The 20,057-nt window shown below is 30.2% G+C and carries 18 protein-coding genes; 8 read left to right on the forward strand and 10 right to left on the reverse strand.

What is annotated here, in order from left to right; translation table 11 throughout:
* Window positions 1-514 precede the first annotated feature (514 nt).
* The 8 genes from CRU95_RS03185 (at window position 515) to lhgO (ending at window position 9,899) form a co-directional block, all read left to right on the forward strand.
* Complete coding sequence (locus CRU95_RS03185) at window positions 515-1,189, forward strand: response regulator transcription factor (RefSeq protein WP_129099705.1); 675 nt, start codon at window positions 515-517, stop codon at window positions 1,187-1,189.
* Window positions 1,190-1,192: 3 nt separating this feature from the next.
* Window positions 1,193-2,155, forward strand: a complete 963-nt coding sequence (locus tag CRU95_RS03190) for a cytochrome-c peroxidase (protein ID WP_129099706.1) — start codon at window positions 1,193-1,195, stop codon at window positions 2,153-2,155.
* 65 nt (window positions 2,156-2,220) lie between these two features.
* The gene (locus CRU95_RS03195; protein ID WP_164969714.1) at window positions 2,221-3,645 is read left to right on the forward strand and encodes an ATP-binding protein; all 1,425 of its coding nucleotides are present in this window, start codon (window positions 2,221-2,223) and stop codon (window positions 3,643-3,645) included.
* A gap of 88 nt (window positions 3,646-3,733) precedes the next feature.
* Window positions 3,734-4,759: a cytochrome-c peroxidase gene (locus tag CRU95_RS03200; RefSeq protein WP_129099708.1), complete on the forward strand. Its 1,026-nt coding sequence runs from the start codon at window positions 3,734-3,736 to the stop codon at window positions 4,757-4,759.
* A gap of 317 nt (window positions 4,760-5,076) precedes the next feature.
* Complete coding sequence (locus tag CRU95_RS03205; protein WP_129099709.1) at window positions 5,077-6,090, forward strand: TAXI family TRAP transporter solute-binding subunit; 1,014 nt, start codon at window positions 5,077-5,079, stop codon at window positions 6,088-6,090.
* A gap of 90 nt (window positions 6,091-6,180) precedes the next feature.
* On the forward strand, window positions 6,181-8,130 hold the full coding sequence (locus CRU95_RS03210; protein ID WP_129099710.1) for a TRAP transporter fused permease subunit: 1,950 nt from the start codon (window positions 6,181-6,183) through the stop codon (window positions 8,128-8,130).
* Entirely contained in the window at window positions 8,114-8,710 is a 597-nt protein-coding gene (locus CRU95_RS03215; protein ID WP_129099711.1) for a lactate utilization protein, read from the forward strand. Before CRU95_RS03210 ends, CRU95_RS03215 begins: the two co-directional genes overlap by 17 nt.
* 1 nt (window position 8,711) lies before the next feature.
* Window positions 8,712-9,899: an L-2-hydroxyglutarate oxidase gene (gene lhgO, locus CRU95_RS03220; protein WP_129099712.1), complete on the forward strand. Its 1,188-nt coding sequence runs from the start codon at window positions 8,712-8,714 to the stop codon at window positions 9,897-9,899.
* A gap of 19 nt (window positions 9,900-9,918) precedes the next feature.
* On the opposite strand, the gene CRU95_RS03225 is transcribed toward lhgO, so the two are convergent.
* The 10 genes from CRU95_RS03225 to CRU95_RS03270 all read right to left on the reverse strand — a co-directional run bounded on the left by CRU95_RS03225 (window position 9,919) and on the right by CRU95_RS03270 (window position 20,057).
* Complete coding sequence (locus tag CRU95_RS03225; protein WP_129099713.1) at window positions 9,919-10,479, reverse strand: YgjV family protein; 561 nt, start codon at window positions 10,477-10,479, stop codon at window positions 9,919-9,921.
* A gap of 12 nt (window positions 10,480-10,491) precedes the next feature.
* Window positions 10,492-11,646 carry a N(2)-acetyl-L-2,4-diaminobutanoate deacetylase DoeB2 gene (doeB2, locus tag CRU95_RS03230; protein ID WP_129099714.1) on the reverse strand — a complete coding sequence of 385 codons (1,155 nt, stop codon included), beginning with the start codon at window positions 11,644-11,646 and terminating at the stop codon, window positions 10,492-10,494.
* Window positions 11,647-11,658: 12 nt separating this feature from the next.
* Entirely contained in the window at window positions 11,659-12,696 is a 1,038-nt protein-coding gene (locus CRU95_RS03235; protein ID WP_129099715.1) for a proline racemase family protein, read from the reverse strand.
* Entirely contained in the window at window positions 12,689-13,846 is a 1,158-nt protein-coding gene (locus CRU95_RS03240; RefSeq protein ID WP_129099716.1) for an alcohol dehydrogenase catalytic domain-containing protein, read from the reverse strand. Before CRU95_RS03240 ends, CRU95_RS03235 begins: the two co-directional genes overlap by 8 nt.
* A 121-nt stretch (window positions 13,847-13,967) precedes the next feature.
* Window positions 13,968-14,414, reverse strand: coding sequence for a universal stress protein (locus CRU95_RS03245; RefSeq protein ID WP_129099717.1), 447 nt, complete (start codon window positions 14,412-14,414; stop codon window positions 13,968-13,970).
* Window positions 14,415-14,424: 10 nt separating this feature from the next.
* Window positions 14,425-15,708 carry a TRAP transporter large permease gene (locus CRU95_RS03250; RefSeq protein WP_129099718.1) on the reverse strand — a complete coding sequence of 428 codons (1,284 nt, stop codon included), beginning with the start codon at window positions 15,706-15,708 and terminating at the stop codon, window positions 14,425-14,427.
* A gap of 9 nt (window positions 15,709-15,717) precedes the next feature.
* Window positions 15,718-16,305, reverse strand: a complete 588-nt coding sequence (locus CRU95_RS03255) for a TRAP transporter small permease (protein WP_129099719.1) — start codon at window positions 16,303-16,305, stop codon at window positions 15,718-15,720.
* 60 nt (window positions 16,306-16,365) lie between these two features.
* On the reverse strand, window positions 16,366-17,379 hold the full coding sequence (gene dctP / locus CRU95_RS03260; RefSeq protein ID WP_129099720.1) for a TRAP transporter substrate-binding protein DctP: 1,014 nt from the start codon (window positions 17,377-17,379) through the stop codon (window positions 16,366-16,368).
* Between the two features lie 89 nt (window positions 17,380-17,468).
* Entirely contained in the window at window positions 17,469-18,653 is a 1,185-nt protein-coding gene (locus CRU95_RS03265; protein WP_129099721.1) for a M24 family metallopeptidase, read from the reverse strand.
* A gap of 9 nt (window positions 18,654-18,662) precedes the next feature.
* Complete coding sequence (locus tag CRU95_RS03270; protein ID WP_129099722.1) at window positions 18,663-20,057, reverse strand: NAD-dependent succinate-semialdehyde dehydrogenase; 1,395 nt, start codon at window positions 20,055-20,057, stop codon at window positions 18,663-18,665.

A 20,057-nucleotide genomic window follows, 5' to 3' on the forward strand; every position in this document is an offset into this window, starting at 1 on the left:
ACAACCCCTTTATAAAGGGGTTGTATGGAGTTATTTTTGTAATTTAGTAGGTGTTTATTTAGTGATATTTTAGATAAAAATTATTAGAGGTTCTAAGGGTGTTTTTTCTTAACTTAACGGCATTGGGGGACAAGATACCAATTAATTGTAAATTGAATTACATCTCAAAGGTTGAAACTTCACTTTTTTCTAATGTTGTTTTTACGGTGGCAGCTTCGCATTTCTTACTTTGTTTCAAAAATACATTTACTTTATTTAATATAGAAAACTTAAGTTCCCTAAAAAAGGTACTTTATAGATAAATTTATATCAATTTATCTATTATTTTTTGTTTCCTATCTTCTGTCGACAGTTCATAATATTAAAAATTAATTATCTAACAGTAGTCTTATAATAAATCAAAAATATATAATTGAATAAGCATTTTCTGTATTCTATAAGATATAATAAGATTTAGAATCTTTATTCCATTATTATAGAACTGTATTTTACTTTTATTCAAAAGGGCATTTATATGAAGAATTTAAAAAACATAAAAATATTATATATAGATGACGAACAATTTATTAGAGAAGATGCTGTTGAGTATCTTAGTTTTTACTGTGATAATGTATACGAAGCAAGTGACGGATTAGATGGATTAGAGAAGTATAAAGAGCTAAAGCCTGATATTATTATAACAGATATAAAAATGCCAAAATTAAATGGTATTGAGATGATAAAAGAGATACGAAAAAGTGATAAAAATACTAAAATTATCATTGCTACTGCATTTTTAGAAACTTCATATTTACTTGAAGCAATAGAACTTGGACTTATAAAATATCTTGTAAAACCTATAATGGAAGATGCTTTATTACCTGTACTTGAAAGCTGTACAGATGATATTATCCAAAAGTCTTCTATATTTAATATTTGTGGTGGATATAAATTTGACATATTAAACCAAACACTTTTTTTAAATAAAGAACAAATATCACTTACAAAGAAAGAATTACATTTTTTAGAACTATTAATAAAAAACTCTAAACGTGCAGTAAAATATGATGAGTTTAGTAGCTACGTTTGGGATGGATATATGACTGAAGATGCTTTACGTGCTATTGTGCGAGAACTTAGAAAAAAAATTTCTAAACAGAGTATAAAAAATATATCTGGTATTGGATACCAAATTAATTTAATAGGCTAAAAAATGTATAGATATTTATTGATGTTATTAATGTTTTTTTCAACTCTTTATTCAAATGATCCTATACAACCACTGCCTAAAACAGTTAAATATGATAGAGAAAAAGCACTTCTTGGTAAAAAACTCTATTTTGACCCAATTTTATCAAGGGATAATACAATATCCTGTGCAAGCTGCCATAACCTTGACCTAGCTGGAGTAGATAACCTTCAATTTTCTTATGGAATAAAAGGGCAAAAAGGAATCATCAATACTCCTACTGTGTTAAATTCAATATTCAACTTTAGACAAATGTGGGATGGAAGAACAAAAACATTAACCCATCAAGTACAATTTCCTATAACCAATCCATTAGAAATGGGAAATAGTTTTGAAAACCTTATTAAAACATTGAAAAAAAAATCTTATTATAACAATACATTTAATGCTCTTTATTCAAATGGAATTACTAAAGAAAATATTGGTGATGCCTTAGAAGAGTTTCAAAAAACACTTATAACTCCAAGTACATTTGATGATTATCTAAGAGGCAATAAAAATGCTATTACTGAAAATCAGAAAAAAGGATTTGAACTTTTTAATAAAAAAGGGTGTGTTTCTTGCCATAATGGTATAAATATAGGCGGTGGTCTTTATGCCCAATTTGGTTTAACAAATGAAGCCATTGCAAAAAACTTGATAAATGAAAATACAGATAATAATTCCTTTAAGAATGGATATAATCCAGACTTAGGTCTTTATAATATAACAAAAAACGATTTTGATAAATTCTATTTTAAAGTACCAACATTAAGAAATGTAGCTCTAACATATCCATATTTACACAATGGTCGGATAAAAACTTTAAATGAAGCTATAAGTTCAATTGCAAAAGCTCAATTGGGCTTAGACCTAACAAAAGAAGAAACTTTTTTAATTGAAGAGTTTTTAAAATCTTTAAGTGGCAAAGTAACAATAATAGAATGAAAGAATATTTAATAAAAAACAATATCTATATAGTTTTGATAACTTTACTTATACTTTTTTTCCTAATGATTTATACAATTGTTGTACATAAAAAATATACGCAACTCTTTTTTGAACACAATGATCAAATAAATACAATTATAGCTCTAAACAATAAACTTAATAGTTATATTTTAGGTAATAGTGCTGTTAATAATTTTGATGTCTTAAATAAAGATATAGATAGAAGTTTAGAATCTATTGAAAAATTAAAAAATGATGCAATACTAACTAAATTTCAAAATTCATATATAAAAGCATTAGATGATTTATATACTAAATTTAATAAAAAAATCATCTGGTTAGAAAGATTCAAAGCAAGAAGAGCAACAAATAAACAAACAATTTCTATTATTTTAGATAGATCACATAATGAGCTTTTAAACTTTGATATTCAGACAAAAAATAAACTCAATAATATAAGAATCGATATATTAGAAAAAATTGAGCAAAATAGTTTTTACAATATTGATGTTGTTAAGCATTATGATCTAGAATTAGATAATAGTTTTTTAATAAATTTTTTAAATAAGGTTAAAGCACTCCAAAAAAGCATTAACTTTCAATTAAAATATCAAGATATTGCTATAAATCATAGTATAGATAAGCTCCTAAAAGAAACTAAGAACTTGCTGTTTCAACAAAGAGAAAAAGCACAACATAGTGTCTATATAAGTTTAAATATATTATATGTACTAGTAACAATATTCTTAATACTTTTTACACTATTTTATAGAAAACTACAACTATCACAAAAACAATTACAAAATCTTACATATCAAAGTAAACTTGCATCAATGGGAGAAATGATAGGTAATATTGCGCACCAATGGAGACAACCACTAACCCATATTTCATATATATTAATGAATATAAAAACTGCATATGAAAAAGATAAGTTAACACCGGAGTACTTTGAAAAAAAATCAAAACTAGCAAACTCTCAAATAAAATATCTCTCAGATACAATTGATGATTTTAGAGACTTTTTCAAAAATACAAATCAAAAAGAATTTTTTAATTTAAGTGTTTCTATAAAAGAGGTGACAAATCTTTTAAAAGATAGTTTTAAATCTCATAATATAAATATTGAGTATAATTTAGATGATGCTATCTCTATAAAAGCTTATAGAGGTGAATTTTTACAAGTGCTTTTTAATATTCTTAATAATGCAAAAGATGAATTTATAAAAAAAGAACTAATAAATGCAAAACTAATAATAAAAACTTATACAAAAAAAGACACCATAAAAATTGAAATAAGCGACAATGCTGGTGGCATAAAAAATGAGCTACTTGAAAAGATATTTGAACCATATTTTACTACAAAAGATAAAGGATTAGGTATTGGGCTTTATATGTCAAAGATTATTGTTGAAAAGAGTGATGCTAGATTAGAAGTTCAAAATATTAAAGCTGGGGCTTCATTTATTATTATATTTAAAAAGTAAATTTTAATTTTTAGAAAAATTTTATTTTCTCATAATTTCCACATTTTTTTTTCTTATACTTCTTAATAAAACATTTTAAGGAGAGAAAATGAAAAAAGCTATGGTTTTAGTAACAGTTTTATTTGCAGGAGTAAGTGCTTTTGCAATGTCAGATTCAGAACTTTTAAAAAAAGCTGGCGATGCTGGTCTTAAAGCAATCCCAACTAGTCAATTAGAAATATTAAAACTTGTGGATAACCCAAAAAATCCAATTACAGATGCAAAAATTGAGCTTGGTAAAAAACTTTATTTTGATCCAAGACTTTCAAAAAGTGGAATTATTTCATGTAATACATGTCATAACTTAGGAATGGGTGGAGTTGATGGTGTAGGTGCAGCAGTAGGTCATAAATGGACTCCAAATCCAGCACACTTAAATTCACCAACTGTTTATAACTCAGTATTAAATAAAGCACAATTTTGGGACGGAAGAGATCCTCACTTAGAAGCTCAAGCACAAGGACCTATTCAAGCAGGTCCAGAAATGGCTGCGCCAAAAGGTTTAGTTGAAAAAAGAGTTCTTTCTATGCCTGCATATGTACAAGAGTTCAAAAAAGCTTATGGAGATAATGTAAAAATTGATTTTTCACTAATTACTGACACTATTGCAGTATTTGAAAGAAAATTAATTACTCCTTCAAGATATGATGCATTTTTAAATGGAAATATGAATGCTTTAACTCCAAGTGAAAAAGAAGGCATGACTATATTTATTGACAAAGGATGTGCTTCTTGTCACAATGATATTGGTCTTGGTGGAACTATGATGCCATTTGATGCTAAAAAATATAATCTTAATGTAGGTGGATTTACTGGTACAAAAGATGGCATGGTTAAAACTCCAACACTAAGAAATATTGAAGAAACTGCTCCATATTTCCATAATGGAAATGTATGGTCTTTAAAACAAGCAGTAAAATTAATGGGTGATATTCAACTTGATATGAAAATCTCTGATAAAGATACTGATAAGATTGTAACTTTTTTAAATGCTTTAACAGGTGTTAAACCAGATATTTCATATCCACAACTTCCAGTAATTACTGAAAAAACTCCAAAACCAGATATGAATTAAATGATTCTAGGGATTTGTTCCCTGGAGTTATTATTATCTAAAAAGATTAAAGCTTATTTTTTTAATATAATCAAAATTTAACAAAAAGCATTAAAAACTATTTTTAAAACTGAGAGGCATATACCCTGCCAACAAGAAATAAGACACAAAGTTCTGACATATTTTCTCATTTTGTTTCAAAATAATACTTTACCTTATTTTTATAAAGTCCTATTTAAAGGCATTACTAATACAATTATAAAATTTAAAACAATTTTGAAACAATTTGGTTTCAAAATATGTTATACTTTTTTTGTATAAAAACAAAGGAGAATAACATGTTTAAAAATTCAATTTTAAAAAAATTGTTAGCAACTTCAGTAATAACTGCAGCAATGTTAACAGGTGCAAATGCAGCAGAGAGTAAGTATGTAATTGCAACAGCAAGTACAGGGGGAACTTATTATCCAGTTGGTGTAGGTATTGCAACAATTGCTTCAATCAAATTAGCAAAAGACCATAAAGTTACATTCTCTGCAATTACAAGTGCAGGAAGTAATGAAAATGTTGACATGCTAGGAAAAGGCGAAGTAAACTTTGCTATTTTACAAGGACTTTATGGTTCTATGGCTTGGCAAGGAAAAGGTCAATATAAAGGCAATGCTCAAAAAAACCTAAGATCAATAACAATGTTATGGCAAAATGTTGAGCAATTTACTATCAAAAGTAAATATGCAAAAACTGGAAATATAAAAGATATAAAAAATCTTTATGGGGAAAGATTTTCAATCGGTGGAAGAAGTTCAGGTTCTAGAGTTTCTTCAGAAACTATCTTAGAATCACTTGGAATTGATTACAATAAATTAGATTTACAGTACTTAGGTTATAGCCCAAGTTCTACTGCTCTTCAAGATGGAAAAGTACAAGGTATGACAACTCCATCAGGTCCTCCAACATCAGCTGTTACAAATGCTTTTGCTTCAATTGGAAATGATAATATAAAAGTTTTAAATTTCACAAAAGAAGATGTGGAAAAAATTGATGCTGATTATCCTGTTTGGACACCATTTACTATAAAAGCTGGAACTTATCCTGGACAAACAAAAGATATAAATACAATAGCTCAACCAAACTTATTAGTTGTTACAAAAGATACACCAGAAGAAGTTGTTTATTTATTAACAAAAACAATTTATGAAAATCTACCATTTTTAAATAGTGTACATAAAGCAACACTTGCTATGTCTCTACAAAAAGCAATAGATGGATTACCAATGCCTCTTCATAAAGGTGCTGCAAAATACTATAAAGAACAAGGTATTAAAATACCAGATTCTTTAATCGATAACTAAAAATAAAGAGAGTTAAACTCTCTTTATTTTATATCTTACATAAGTGATTTGAAATCATTTATGTAGCTTATAAATCTAAGGACAATAATCATGATACAAATAAAATACTTTAAAGAAATAACATTTATTTATGCAATATTTATTTCACTCTTTCACTTTTATGTGAATATTTGGGGAGGAATAAGTGACTTATGGTTTAACTCAGCTCACTTTGCACTTTTAGGTTCTCTTGGATTTTTAACTTATGAATCTAGTAAAGGAGATGATAAAGTAAGTATTTTAAATATCATTCTTGCAATATTGTCTTTGTGTACATTTATTTATATGGTTTTCTTTGAAGAGAGTCTGTATTCAGTTGCTCACTCACAAATGAGACTAAGTGATGTAATAGTTGTCTGTATGACAATAGCTTTAGCAATAGAGTTAGTGAGAAGATATACAGGTTATATTATTCCAGCACTTATAATATTATGCATTAGTTATATACTTTTTTTAGGTCAGTATTTCCATGGTGTTTTTGCTTTTGGAGGAATGGAATTAGATAGATTTTTATATAGAATGTATTATACAAGTGAAGGGTTATTTGGACCAATTGCAACAATCTCTTCTACTTATGTATTTATGTTTATTTTATTTGCTGCTTTTTTATTGAAATCAGGAGCAGGGGATTTTATAGTAGATATTTCAAATGCAGTTGCAGGGAAATATACAGGTGGAACTGGTCATGTTGCAGTATTTTCTTCTGCGCTTATGGGAACTATATCTGGAAGTGCAGTTGCAAATACTGTATCAACAGGTTCGATTACAATTCCTATGATGAAAAAAGCAGGTTTCAAAGGAACTTTTGCAGCAGCAGTTGAAGCAGCAGCTAGTACGGGTGGACAAATAATGCCTCCTATTATGGGAGCAGGGGCTTTTATTATGGCTCAAATTACTCATATACCTTTTTTAACTATTATCTCTGTTTCTGTGTTACCAGCAATTTTATATTTTGCTTCTATTTCGTTTTATATTCATATACATGCAAAAGAAAATGACATAAAAGGTGAAGATAATGATATCAAAATTCTTCCCTTATTAAGAGAAGGATTTCATTTTATTATTCCTATTACTACATTAGTTGGGCTTTTAATTTATGGTTATTCTCCTACTTATGCAGCTTCAATTGCAATAATTACTATTGTTTTAGCCTCATATTTAACAAAAAACAAAAGAATGGGAATCAAAGAAATTTTAGAAGCTTTAGCCTTAGGTAGTCAAAATATGGTAGTAACTGGAGTCTTATTAATTGCAGTTGGTGTTATAGTTGGAGTTATAAATATCTCAGGTGTTGGAATTACTTTTTCTCAACTTATTATGGAATGGTCAGGTAACTCTTTACTTATAGCCATTGTTTTAATAGCTATTGCTTCACTTATTTTAGGAATGGGATTACCTGTAACTGCATCTTATGTTGTATTATCTGTTTTAAGTGCTCCTGCTCTTGTTGGTCTTATGTTAAGTCCAGAAATGGCAGCACTTGTAAATGCGGGTATTCAAATACCTGAAACAGCTATGTATTTATTATCAGCTCACTTGATTATCTTTTGGTTATCACAAGATTCAAATCTTACTCCACCCGTTTGTTTAGCAGCTTTTGCAGCAGCAGCTATAGCAAAAACTCCTCCAATGCAAACTGGACTTGTGTCTTGGAAAATAGGTAAGGGTATGTATATTATTCCTTTATTGTTTGCTTTTACTCCACTTGTAAGTGGGGATTGGTTTGAGAGATTTGAAGTATTTATTTTCGCTTTCTTTGGAATTTTATCTTTTTCTATTGTTATGGAAGGTTTTTGGGATAAAAAGATGATGATTTTAGAAAGAGTTGTGTTTGGGGTTGCTACAATTTTATTATTAACAGAAGATGAAGCTTATCATTTTGAGTCATTTTTTGGTATAGTACAAACTACACATATCGTAGGATTTATTATCTTTGTTGTTTCTATGATATTACATAAAAAGTTGTTTAAAGAGGGAAACAAATATGCAGGAATTGATTAATACTTTAAAATCTTGTGGTTATGATCCACACTTTGTTCAGACAAAAGAAGAAGCTTTTAATTTAGCTAAAACTTTTATAAAAGAGGGCATGGAAGTGGGTCTTGGAGGTTCTGTTACTGTTGGCGAAATAGGATTACTTGATTATTTGACAAATAAAAAAGATATAACTTTATACAATCAATATGAACTTGGTATTTCTATGGAAGAAAATACACATAGAAGAAGACAAGGATTAGTTTCAGATATCTTTGTTACAGGAATAAATGCTTTAACAAAAGATGGGAAAATAGTAAATGCTGATGGAAGTGGAAATCGAGTAGCTGCTTTTTGTTTTGGTCCAAAAAAGATATTAGCAATAGTTGGAGTAAATAAAATCGTTGAAAATTTAGAAGATGGTTTTAAAAGAGTTATGGAAGTAGCTGCTGTTAAAAACATAGATAGAATGAACAAAAAAGCAATAGAGATGGGAAAAGAACCAAGTCAAAATTTAAATACAATTGCCAATAAATTTACTTGGGTAAAAGCAGATGAAAAAGATAGAATCACAATTATTCTTATAAATGAAGAGTTGGGATACTAAGATGCATGATTATTTAATAATTGGTGCTGGAATTATTGGGCTTAATATTGCAAAAAATCTAAAAGAGAGATTTCCTGATAGTAAAATCTTAGTTATAGAAAAAGAGCCTGAAGTTGCAATGCACAGTAGTGGTAGAAACTCAGGCGTTTTACATGCTGGTTTTTATTACACTGCAAACTCGCTTAAGGCTAAGTTTACAAAAGAAGGGAATATGGCCCTTAAGAAGTTTTGTAAACAAAGAAATCTAAAATTAAATGAATGTAAAAAAGTAGTAGTAGCTACAAATGAAGATGAACTAAGTGGTTTATTAGAGTTAAAAAATAGAGGTGATGCAAATGGAGTTGAACTTCAATGGCTAAGAGAAGAAGAACTAAATACCCTTTATCCTAATATAAAAACTTATGAAAAAGCACTTCTTTGTCCAAGTACAGCAACTGTAAATCCAAAAGAAGTGACAAAAGAGTTTGCAAAAGTTATACAAGAGCTAGGAGTTGAGTTACTTTTAGATTGTAAATATATCTCTTCAAGTAAAGATGCAATTCTTACAAGTAAGGGTGAATTTTACGCTAAAAAAGTGATAAATTGTGCCGGTTTATATGCTGATAAAATTGCAAGAAATTATGGCTTTTCAAAGGATTATGTAATCATTCCTTTTAAAGGAGTATATTTAAAAGATAAAACAAATATTTCTCAACTTAGAACAAATGTTTATCCCGTACCAAACTTAGCAAATCCTTTTTTAGGAGTTCATTATACTTTAACAGTAGATAATGAGAGTAAAATAGGACCAACAGCAATTCCTGCTTTTTGGAGAGAAAACTACAAAGGTTTTGATAACTTCTCTTTAAAAGAGTTTTTAGAAATTTCATATTATGAGTTAAAGCTTTTTATTACAGATGCTTTTTCATTTAGAAGTTTAGCTTTTAGTGAGATAAAAAAGTACAATTTCAAGTATTTTAAAAACCTAGCTATGAAACTAACTAAAAATATGAATCATGATGGTTTTGACTCTTGGAGTACACCAGGTATACGAGCACAACTTTTAAATAAACACACCCTTGAACTTGTACAGGATTTTGTAGTGGAATCAGATGAAAACTCAGTTCATGTATTAAATGCAGTTAGTCCTGCATTTACCTCTTCAATTCCTTTTGCAAACTGGGTAGTTGAAGAGCATATCTTAAAATAAAAAAGAATTCTTTTTTATTTTAAGGTAAAATTTCATCTTTTACTTTTACACATTCCTCATAAACATTATCAAGTAATTGTCTAGCTTTTTTTTCTCTTCTATATTGTCCAAAAAAGTATATTAAGGCAAAGGCACCTAATAAATCAAATGTAAAAGCAAACCAAGCTTCCATAAGAAAAGCATAAATTCCCCAAGAAAAAGTAGATACCAAAAGTAAAAGCTTCATCTTAAACGAATCTTTTGAAATAGTAGCCAAAGGTGTTGTAATAGATGCTAATACTAAAAATAGACCTTCATACTCTTTTAAACCTAAAAGTAAAAATATAGAAAAAAATGGAATAGAATATAAAATTGCTCTTTCAAGTTTTCTATACTCAAATGCTCCAACATAATACATAAGGGCTATTATAACTGATTGATAAACTCCATGTATCCCACCACTTTGATATAAATCAGGTATTATAAAAACAACTGAAGTTCCTAATAAAATTTTTGTTTTTATTAAATCTTTTATTGCCATACCAATGGCATTTAAAACTATTGCTAATACGCCTAGCAAAGGCACCATAAAGGAAAACATGAAGTTTCCCTTTTAAAATTTAAAATTGGCTAATTTCATAAGTGATATGCTAACAGGTTTTATTAGCTTATCATTGAAATCATAGTGTACATTGTGGCAAGCTTTTTGATGTTTTTCAACTCCATCATCACTTCCTATAAGAGCAAAGGCTCCTGGGATTTTGTTTAAGTAATAACTAAAGTCTTCACTTGCCATAATTGGAGTTGCAATATTGCTTTGCCAGTTTTCACCTAAGGTGTCTTTTAATACTTCTCTCACCCTTGAAGCTTCCTCTTTATGATTGATTGTTGGTTGATATCTATCTCTTAAATCAATATCCACATCTACATTATATGCTAGTGCAATCCCTTTTGATATCTCTTCTATTTGATTAAATACTTTTGTTTTTAGTTCATTTGTAGGAACCCTAATACTTCCTTCAACTTTTGCATTATCAGGAATCACTGTTACTCCACTAATTGCATCTATTGATGTAACAGATACTACAACAGCATCTTGTGGTGCCACTTGTCTACTTACAATTTGTTGTAGTGCCATAGTTAATGCAGAAGCTGCAAGAACTGGGTCTTTACAAATTTCAGGTTGAGAGGAGTGTCCTCCCGAACCTTTAAGTGTAATATGAAAAGTTCCATTTCCAGCCATTACTGTACTCTCAGGACAAACAGCTTGACCAAATTTAATAGCTGGCCAATTATGCCAACCAAAAATCATATCAACTCCATCTAAACATCCCTCTTCAATCATCTTCTTAGCTCCATGACCTCCCTCTTCAGCAGGTTGAAATATAAGAGATATTGGGTTTGTTAGTTTATCTTCATTTTGTTTTAACCAAATAGCAGCTGCCATTAGAGTTGCTGTATGACCATCATGTCCGCAAGCATGCATACATTGAGTTTTAACTGATTTATATGAAACATCAGTTTTCTCTTCTAATGGAAGAGCATCAATATCTCCCCTTAATGCTATATGAGGTCCCTGTTTATCTTGGGCAAGTAAGCCAACAGTTCCAGTTCCTGCATAAGTTTTATATGTAATATTATGATTATCTAATATCTCTCTTATTGCTTTTGCGGTATCTGTCTCTTCCCAAGTCAATTCGGGATTTTTATGTAAATTATGTCTAAAATTTGTAGCAAACTCTACTACTTCATCAAAATTATTATACATACCGACTCCTTTTTATTCTAAATACTGAATCACTTTTGCTAATTCATTATATTTTGTTAGACAATCATCACAATTAACTAAAATCTCTGATTTTGCTATTATATAACTTTTGCCTGTTGTTCTATTTCTTACTACATTCTGTCCATCGATATTTTCAACTGCATCAAAAGTACCAATAAATTTTGTACCTCTTAAACTTACAGTTTCTAATCTTTCACCTGGTTTAATCTTGTCCTCGTATTGCAAATATGCTAATCTAGCAGAGGTACCTGTTCCTGTTGTACTTCTACAAATAACTCCTGAGTGAACATAAGTGGTTGACCTTGAGGTATAAAAACCATCTTCTTTTTTCTCAACTTCTCCCATAAAATGTAGAAAAGGAACTGGTCCAACATCACCTAATAAATAGTGTCTTAGTGACTCTTTTTTTCTAACTGCTTCAACTATTAAATAAGCTGTATCACTTAATCTTTTTTCTTCATCAAGTGTAAGATTAAATCCTAACTCACTAGCTTCTACAAGGATATAGAAACCTCCACTATAAGCTACAGAATAGGTAATCTCACCTAACTCTTGGATTACAATTTTTTCTTTATATTGGTAAATATAACTTGGAAGTCCCTCACAAGTTATAGATTCAACTACACCGTTTTCTACTTTAGCTTCAATATCTACAAGTCCAGCTGGTGCTTCAAGTTTAAAGTTTAAGATACCATCTTTTTTCTCAACTAATCCATTTTCAATAACAGCTGTTGCAGTACACATGGTATTTGAACCTGAATATATAGGATAACCCATAACTTCCATGATAATATATCCAGCAACTGCTTCTTTATTCTTAGAGGGAACTACCAAATCAATAGACATCTCAGGGATACCATAAGGTTCATAAAGTAGTGTTTCTCTCAAATCATCAGCATGTTCCTGCAAATAAAGCATCTGTTCTCTTACACTATTACCCTCTAATTCTTTTATACCTGTAAATACTATTCTACTCACATCACCACCTGCATGGGTGTCTATTAGTCCTATTGTGTGTGGCTTATTCATTTTCTGTCTTTAAAGAGTATTTTGCACCATGTTCTTCCCATTGAGAATCAGGTACGATTACTATTTTCCCTAAATATCCTTTTCCCCTTGAAACAAAATATTTTTCTGCTTCATGAAGATTTGAAAGTTTAAAGGTTGCGTGTAATATGGGTTTTAGTTTTTCCTCTTTTATCCATTTCATTAATTGTTTTGCTTCATTTTTTGTACCATGTGATACCCCATGAATCTCCACTTGATAAAGATAAATCTTAGACCATAATACTTCAGTGATGTTATATGAACTAGCTCCTGCTATACTTAGTCTTGGATAGTCATCTCTTTTTTTCATATCTACAATCATAGTATTAATAAAAATATTTGTATACTCTCCACCAACTAAATCCATAACAGCATCAATATTCTCACCCTCTGTTGCTTCTAAAATTCTTTGTTTTAAAGTTGATATTTCACCTCTATCAATCACTTTTTTAGCACCAAGAGCTAAAAGTTCCTCTTCTTTATCCTTAGAACTAAGGGCATAAGGAATAGCTTTTAAGACTTTGCACATTTGGATTAGTGCAGTTCCAACTCCTCCACTTGCTCCACTGATTAAGACTTTATCACCTTTCTTTACTCTTGAGGCATTTAACATTCTAAATCCAGTTTGATATGAACACATACCTAATGAAGCTAGTTGGGCATCATCAATATCTTTATTTTGCATGGCATAGAAGTTTTCACTAGGAATGGCTACATATTCTGCATATCCACCATCTTTTCCATGTCCATAATAATCAGGGATTAAATTTAAATTGGGATTTTGAGATAAATAGATATTAAAATCAACAAGTCCCCTTTGACCTATTAAACTTTTATTTTTATCATCTGCAACTTTTTCAACTGTTCCAACAATATCAGCTCCTTGAATTCGAGGAAAAGTGAAAGTATTATCACCAGTCATATTAAAAGAAGTTACTTCTTCTTTATTATTATCATCAACTGGATATAAACCTTCTCTGGCTTTTCTATCTGTATTGTTTTTAGCTGTTGCTGTTACTTTTATAAGAACCTCACCTTTTTTAAGTGTAGGAATCTCAACATTTTTATATACTAACTTATCTATTCCACCATGACCAACTAAGACCATAGCTTTCATTGTATTATTTTTCATAATTACTCCAATTAATTTTTTTATATTTTTAGGTATAAAATTAACTGGAGTGTTCTATCACATTAAAATATACTCTGTTAAAAGAGTATATACTTATAAATTTTATGTTTTTTATTTTCATTTAAACAACCAATACCGGACATTTAGCTAAACCAGAGATTTTATGAGAAGTTCCACCTAGTAAATAACCAGTCAAATCACCTTGTCCTTGTTTTCCTACTACAATTAAGTCAATATCATTTGTTTTTGCAAAATGCAAGATTTGTTTTGCAACTTGTCCTGAACGAATAAATCCTTTTATTTTTTCTTCTTTTAGTCCTAAATTATGAGCTATTTTTTTACCATCTTCTACAATTTCTTTTGCATATTGTCCTAAAACATCATCCATAGTTTCATACTCAACTGCACCTCTTACCATAGACAAAGAACCTTCAATGAAACTATGATGTCTAAATACAGAAACAATATTTAGTTCACTATTAAAATTTTTGCAAATTTCGCAAGCTTTTTCAAGTGCATTATAAGCTAACTCTGAACCATCTAATCCTACTAATACTTTTTTAAACATATTTGTTCCTTTATCTAAAAGCTAAGTCCCTAAAATATAGGGCAATTTGTGGAAAGAAAATTAGTGCAACAGCTACTGATAAAAGTATAAATATAAAAGGAGGTGTTCCTTTTATTACTTCAAAATATGGTCTTTTAAATATGGCAATTGCTGTAAAAATATCACAACCAAATGGTGGGGTAGCAGATCCAATTGCAACTTGTAGTGTAATAATAGTACCAACTAAAACAGGATCTAATCCAACAGCTTCAACAACTGGTGAAAAAATTGGAACAAGAACTAAGATTACAACAATAGGGTCAACAAACATACATCCCACAAAAAATGCAATAGAAATTACTGCTAATACTCCATATGGTCCCATTTCTTTAATACCAATTGAGGCTAATATTTCTTGTGGAACTTGAGCAAAAGATAAAATCCAAGCAAATGCTGCACCAGAAGCTACTAATATAAATACAACAGCTGTAACTAAACCAGTTGCAACAGCTGAACTATAAAATTCTTTAAATTTCATAGTTCTAAAAACAACTCCTTCTAAAAATAAAGCATAAGCAACACTAACAGCCGCAGCTTCAGTTGGACTAAAAATACCACCAAAAATACCACCAATAATGATTACTGGAAATCCTAAAGGCCATAGAGCATGGTAAAAGGCCAATAGTCTATCTTTCCATGAAGATTTTTCTTGAGTTGGTATATCATTTTTATATGCATAACCAATACAATATACTGAGAAAAGAAATAAAATTAAAAGTCCCGGTCCAATACCAGCAATAAAAAGTTCAGGAATTGAAGTTTTTGAAACAATTCCATAAATAATCATCCCAATACTAGGGGGAATTAAAAAAGCAATATCACTTGAGTTGATTATTAAAGCAAGGATAAATGAATCTTTATATCCACCTTTTTGTAGTCTTGGTCTAAGTGGAGAACCAATTGCTACAACAGTAGCTTGAGTTGAGCCTGAAACAGCACCAAACATAGCACAAGCACAAGCTGTACTAACTGCCAAACCACCCTTTATATGTCCCACAAAAGACATTACTAAATCGATTAGTTTTTCAGCTGATTTTCCTCTTGTCATAATATCTGCTGATAAAATAAACATAGGAACTGCTATAAGAGCAGCTGGTCTAATCCCACCCATCATTTGCTGAATCATAAATTGCATTCTATCAAAATCACCAAATACTTCATGAAATCCAACAGTTGAGCCTGCAATTAAAGGTATCATCATTGGAAAGCCTAGAAGTAATAATACAACCATTATAGAAAAAATTAAAATTGCCATTTCTTACTCCTAAACTTCTATTTGATTTGCAGCATCTGTATAACCATCTTTTATATTTGTAGAAAGGTATACATCTTCATTTCTAATATTTTTAAGTACTGTTGAAAAATATTGCAAGCCTGTGATTATGAAACCAATAGGAACCCATAAATAGATAATATAAACATCAATTCCTAGTGCAGGTAATATTCTGCCACTATTGTATATGCTTACGATATACAAAATCGCATAATATGATAAAAAAAACATAAATAGACCAGTTATAGTTGAAATAATAATCATAAATATTTTTCTTAAATTAGAATTTAATAAGTCATAAATAGCTGACATTCTTATGTGTCTACCTTGTCTTGCTGCATAACTCAATCCAGCAAAAGTTACAATAACTATAAAAATCATATTTAATTCATCTGTGAATATAATTGCATCATTGAAAATAAATCTACTAACAACTGCAGCAATAGTATTTATAGCCATTGCTATAATCCCAAGTCCTAACATTAGTTTTTCAAATTTGCCAATTATTTTATCCATAAAGTCAAGACCTTTTAAAAGAGGGTTAATCTTTTTTTTGGATACTTTTTCTGAATTCTCCATATTTAACTCCTGAATAGATAGCTTAAGTGCTATCTATTTTTTTATTAAAACTTAAAAGTTTTATTTCGCATTTTTTTCTGCTTCTTCAAGGTCTTTTCTCATTTGAGCTAAAAGTTTTTTATTTGAATCACTTTTTTCAGCAAATTTTTCTTGAACTGGTTTTGCTCTTTTTTTAAATACTTCTCTTTCTTCTTTTGTTAGTGTAACAATTTTATAATCAGGATTAGTTCTTACTATTCTTCCTAAACCATAAGCATCAAGTTTTTGTGCTTCTTTTAAAATCACTTTTTCAGCATGAGCAGAAGCATCTTGTACAAGTTTTTTATCTTTGGCACTTAATTTATCATAGAATTTTTTGTTTGTAACAGCACAAGCATTAAAACTACTATGTCCCATATAAGTTAAAACTTTTGATAATTTATCTAAATCATATGCTTCAATCCAAACAGTTGGATTTTCTTCTCCATCAACCATATTTGTTTTTAAAGCACCAATTAAATCTCCCCAACTCATAGGAACAGGAGAAGCTCCAAATGCTTCATATGTATCAACTAAAATTGGAGAACCTGGCATTACTCTCATTTTTTTACCTTGTAAATCTTCAGGTGTTCTAAATACTTCATTTGTAGTAATTGCCATTTCACCTTCAGGAAAAACTGCTAATAATTCTAATCCATGTTTATTAAATATTGGAGGTAACATTTTGTTAATAGCTTTTGAGTTTTTGAAAAAATAATCTAACTCTTTTGTATCAGTTGGTAAAACATAAGGTAGTGTAAATAGATCCATTTCTGGGATTGTTCCACCCATATAACCAGTTGATTGACCTAAAAATTGCAACAAACCAAATTTAGTTTGCTCTAAAAGGTCTGTCTCTTCACCTAATGAACCAACAGGATAGATTTTGATTTTATTGTCAGAATGACTCTCTATATAGTTTTTAAATGCTACTGCATAAATACCTTGAGGATCATCTAACCCCTCACCCATTGCATACTTCCATGTTGCTGCACTAAGACTTGTTGCAGCTATCATACCTGCAAGAACCAGAGATTTTAAGTTAATTAATTTCATAAATTTTCCTTTATTTTTTATTATTTGTTCTAAACACCATTTCCTTGTGTCTTTTTAAAAGGTTTTTTATTTAAATCCTCCTTTATACTCTATTTAATGAATAACTCTCTTGGGAAATCACAAAAAGTTTCCACTCCTGTATCTGTGATATAAATACTTTCAGTTATTTCCATTCCCCAATCAGCTTGCCAAATACCTGGCATAAAGTGAAAAGTCATACCAGGTTCTAGTACTGTTAAGTCCGTTGACCTTAAACTGCAAGTTCTCTCACCCCAATCAGGAGGATAACTAACTCCTATAGGATAACCACATCTTGCACCATTTCTATCAATACCATATTTGTGCATTACTGTATCAACTGCATTTGCAATGTCACAAGTTCTATTTCCAGGTTTTGCTTGCTCTAATCCTGCATCAATAGCTTCTATTAGTGCTTTTTCAGCATCATAATATTTTTGATTGGGTTTGCCCATAAAAATAGTTCTTGACATAGGACAATGATATCTTTTATAACAACCTGATATCTCAAAATAAGTTGCCTCATTCTTTTTAAAAGGTCTTTCATCCCAAGTAATATGAGATGCAGATGCATCCGCACCTGAAGGTAACAATGGTACAATTGAAGGATAATCACCACCATATCCATCAACACCTGCAATTGCAGTTTCATAGATTTGTGATACAACATGACTTTTTGGAATACCAACTCTTACTACATCTAAAACTCTTTGATGTATTTTTTGAGTGATTTTTCCAGCTATTTTCATAAATTCAATCTCTTTTGCAGATTTAATACCTCTTGCCCAATTGACTAAGTTATTTGCATTTATAAAGTTTGCATTTGGTAAAGTTGCTGTCAATCTAAAATGAGCTTCCGCAGTATAATAATAACTATCTCTCTCTGTTGCTATTACACATTTATCCCATTTCTTTTTATTAAGAATATTTTCTCCAATCCATGTCATTGGATGTTCATCTAAGTTTTGTACATATTTTTCTGGATAGCCATAAAGATTATCTTCTTTCATATAACATTTTATCAATGCAGCATTTCTATCCATAAGTCTTCCAAACCAAATAGGCTCATCCTCATCAAGGGAAATAATAACCCCTTGATGAACATAGAAAGACCAACCATCATATCCTGTAAGCCAATTCATATTTCCCGGATCAGTTGCAATTAAAACATCGATTCTTCTTTGTTGCATCAATGATTTAACTCTTCTAATTCTTTGGATATACTCCTTTTTTGTAAAAGGTAATTTTTCTCTCATTTTAGTTTCCTATTTAACAGGACCTACCCAAACTTGTTGAGTATTCACAAACATTTTAATACCATGAGGACCTAATTCTCTTCCTAAACCTGATTTCTTAACTCCACCACTTGGAAGTCTAGGATCTGATTTTACAATTCCATTAATTGAAACTTGGCCAGTAACAATTTTACTTGCTATTAGTTTACCTTTTTCTATATCTCCTGTCCAAACTGAACCACCTAATCCGTATTCAGTGTCATTAGCAATTTCTAATGCATGGTTTGCATCTTTTGCTTTGATTACTGCTGCAATTGGACCAAATGTTTCTTGGCAAGATACAACCATTCCTGGTTCTACATCTGCTAAAAGGGTTACTGGAAAAAAGAATCCTTTTCCTTCCATTCTATTTCCACCTAAAACTAGTCTTGCTCCTGCACTTACTGATCTATCAACTTGTTGGTGCATTTCTTCAACTAATTCACGTCTTGCTATTGGACCAATTTTTGTTGATTCATCTTTTGGGTCACCTAAAGTTAATTTTTCAAATCTCTCTTTTAATAAAGAGATGAATTTATCATAAATAGGTTCTTCTACAATGATTCTTTTTGCAGCAATACAAGATTGACCAGCATTGATATATCTTGAAAGAACAATTACATCTGCTGCATGTTCTAAATCTTTTGTATCAGCTAATACAATAGCTGCATCACTTCCCCCAAGTTCTAATACTACTGGTTTGATTTCACTTCCAGCGATTGCACCAACAGCTGAACCAGCTTTTGATGAACCTGTAAGTGATACACCAGTAACTAGTGGATGTCTAATGATTGATTCTATTTGTGAGTGGTTAATAACTACATTTTGAACTAGATTTTTAGGCATACCTGCTTTTTCAAAAGCTTGTACAATTTTAACTGCACATAGTGGAGTATGAGAATCATGTTTCATAATACAAGTGTTTCCCGACATAAGTGCAGGTGCTAAGTATCTAAAAGCTAACCAAAATGGTGCATTCCAAGGAAGTAATCCTAAAGTTACACCTAAAGGTAAATATTGCACAAAGCTTTCTGTTGCATCAGAATCAATATATTCTGTTTTTAAATATTCTCCAGCATTTTGAGCGTAGTGTTCTGCTGCCCAAGCTGCTTTTGTTACTTCACCTCTTGCTTCATTGATAGGTTTACCCATCTCTTCAGTCATAGGGAGAGCATATTCATCAAGATTATCTTTCATCTCTTTTGCAACAGCTCTTAAAAGCTCAGCTCTTTGTTCAAAAGAAGTGTCTCTCCAAGAGTTTAAATATGTCTCTTGTGACTTTTCAATTATTTCTCTTACTTCTTCAGCTGTATTCATAGGAATCTCATACACTGTTTCTTCAGTGTATGGATTTATTGATTTAAAATGTGTTGAACTATATCCCAT

Source organism: Arcobacter sp. F2176, from assembly GCF_004116465.1.
GTDB lineage: Bacteria > Campylobacterota > Campylobacteria > Campylobacterales > Arcobacteraceae > Arcobacter > Arcobacter siniprincipis.

Excerpts from the sequence above, each read along its gene's own strand:
- CRU95_RS03185 (WP_129099705.1), top strand. The coding sequence starts at position 515 with ATGAAGAATTTAAAAAACATAAAAATATTATATATAGATGACGAACAA.
- CRU95_RS03190 (WP_129099706.1), top strand. The coding sequence starts at position 1,193 with ATGTATAGATATTTATTGATGTTATTAATGTTTTTTTCAACTCTTTAT.
- CRU95_RS03195 (WP_164969714.1), top strand. The coding sequence starts at position 2,221 with ATGATTTATACAATTGTTGTACATAAAAAATATACGCAACTCTTTTTT.
- CRU95_RS03200 (WP_129099708.1), top strand. The coding sequence starts at position 3,734 with ATGAAAAAAGCTATGGTTTTAGTAACAGTTTTATTTGCAGGAGTAAGT.
- CRU95_RS03205 (WP_129099709.1), top strand. The coding sequence starts at position 5,077 with ATGTTTAAAAATTCAATTTTAAAAAAATTGTTAGCAACTTCAGTAATA.
- CRU95_RS03210 (WP_129099710.1), top strand. The coding sequence starts at position 6,181 with ATGATACAAATAAAATACTTTAAAGAAATAACATTTATTTATGCAATA.
- CRU95_RS03215 (WP_129099711.1), top strand. The coding sequence starts at position 8,114 with ATGCAGGAATTGATTAATACTTTAAAATCTTGTGGTTATGATCCACAC.
- lhgO (WP_129099712.1), top strand. The coding sequence starts at position 8,712 with ATGCATGATTATTTAATAATTGGTGCTGGAATTATTGGGCTTAATATT.
- CRU95_RS03225 (WP_129099713.1), bottom strand. The coding sequence starts at position 10,479 with ATGTTTTCCTTTATGGTGCCTTTGCTAGGCGTATTAGCAATAGTTTTA.
- doeB2 (WP_129099714.1), bottom strand. The coding sequence starts at position 11,646 with ATGTATAATAATTTTGATGAAGTAGTAGAGTTTGCTACAAATTTTAGA.
- CRU95_RS03235 (WP_129099715.1), bottom strand. The coding sequence starts at position 12,696 with ATGAATAAGCCACACACAATAGGACTAATAGACACCCATGCAGGTGGT.
- CRU95_RS03240 (WP_129099716.1), bottom strand. The coding sequence starts at position 13,846 with ATGAAAAATAATACAATGAAAGCTATGGTCTTAGTTGGTCATGGTGGA.
- CRU95_RS03245 (WP_129099717.1), bottom strand. The coding sequence starts at position 14,414 with ATGTTTAAAAAAGTATTAGTAGGATTAGATGGTTCAGAGTTAGCTTAT.
- CRU95_RS03250 (WP_129099718.1), bottom strand. The coding sequence starts at position 15,708 with ATGGCAATTTTAATTTTTTCTATAATGGTTGTATTATTACTTCTAGGC.
- CRU95_RS03255 (WP_129099719.1), bottom strand. The coding sequence starts at position 16,305 with ATGGAGAATTCAGAAAAAGTATCCAAAAAAAAGATTAACCCTCTTTTA.
- dctP (WP_129099720.1), bottom strand. The coding sequence starts at position 17,379 with ATGAAATTAATTAACTTAAAATCTCTGGTTCTTGCAGGTATGATAGCT.
- CRU95_RS03265 (WP_129099721.1), bottom strand. The coding sequence starts at position 18,653 with ATGAGAGAAAAATTACCTTTTACAAAAAAGGAGTATATCCAAAGAATT.
- CRU95_RS03270 (WP_129099722.1), bottom strand. The coding sequence starts at position 20,057 with ATGGGATATAGTTCAACACATTTTAAATCAATAAATCCATACACTGAA.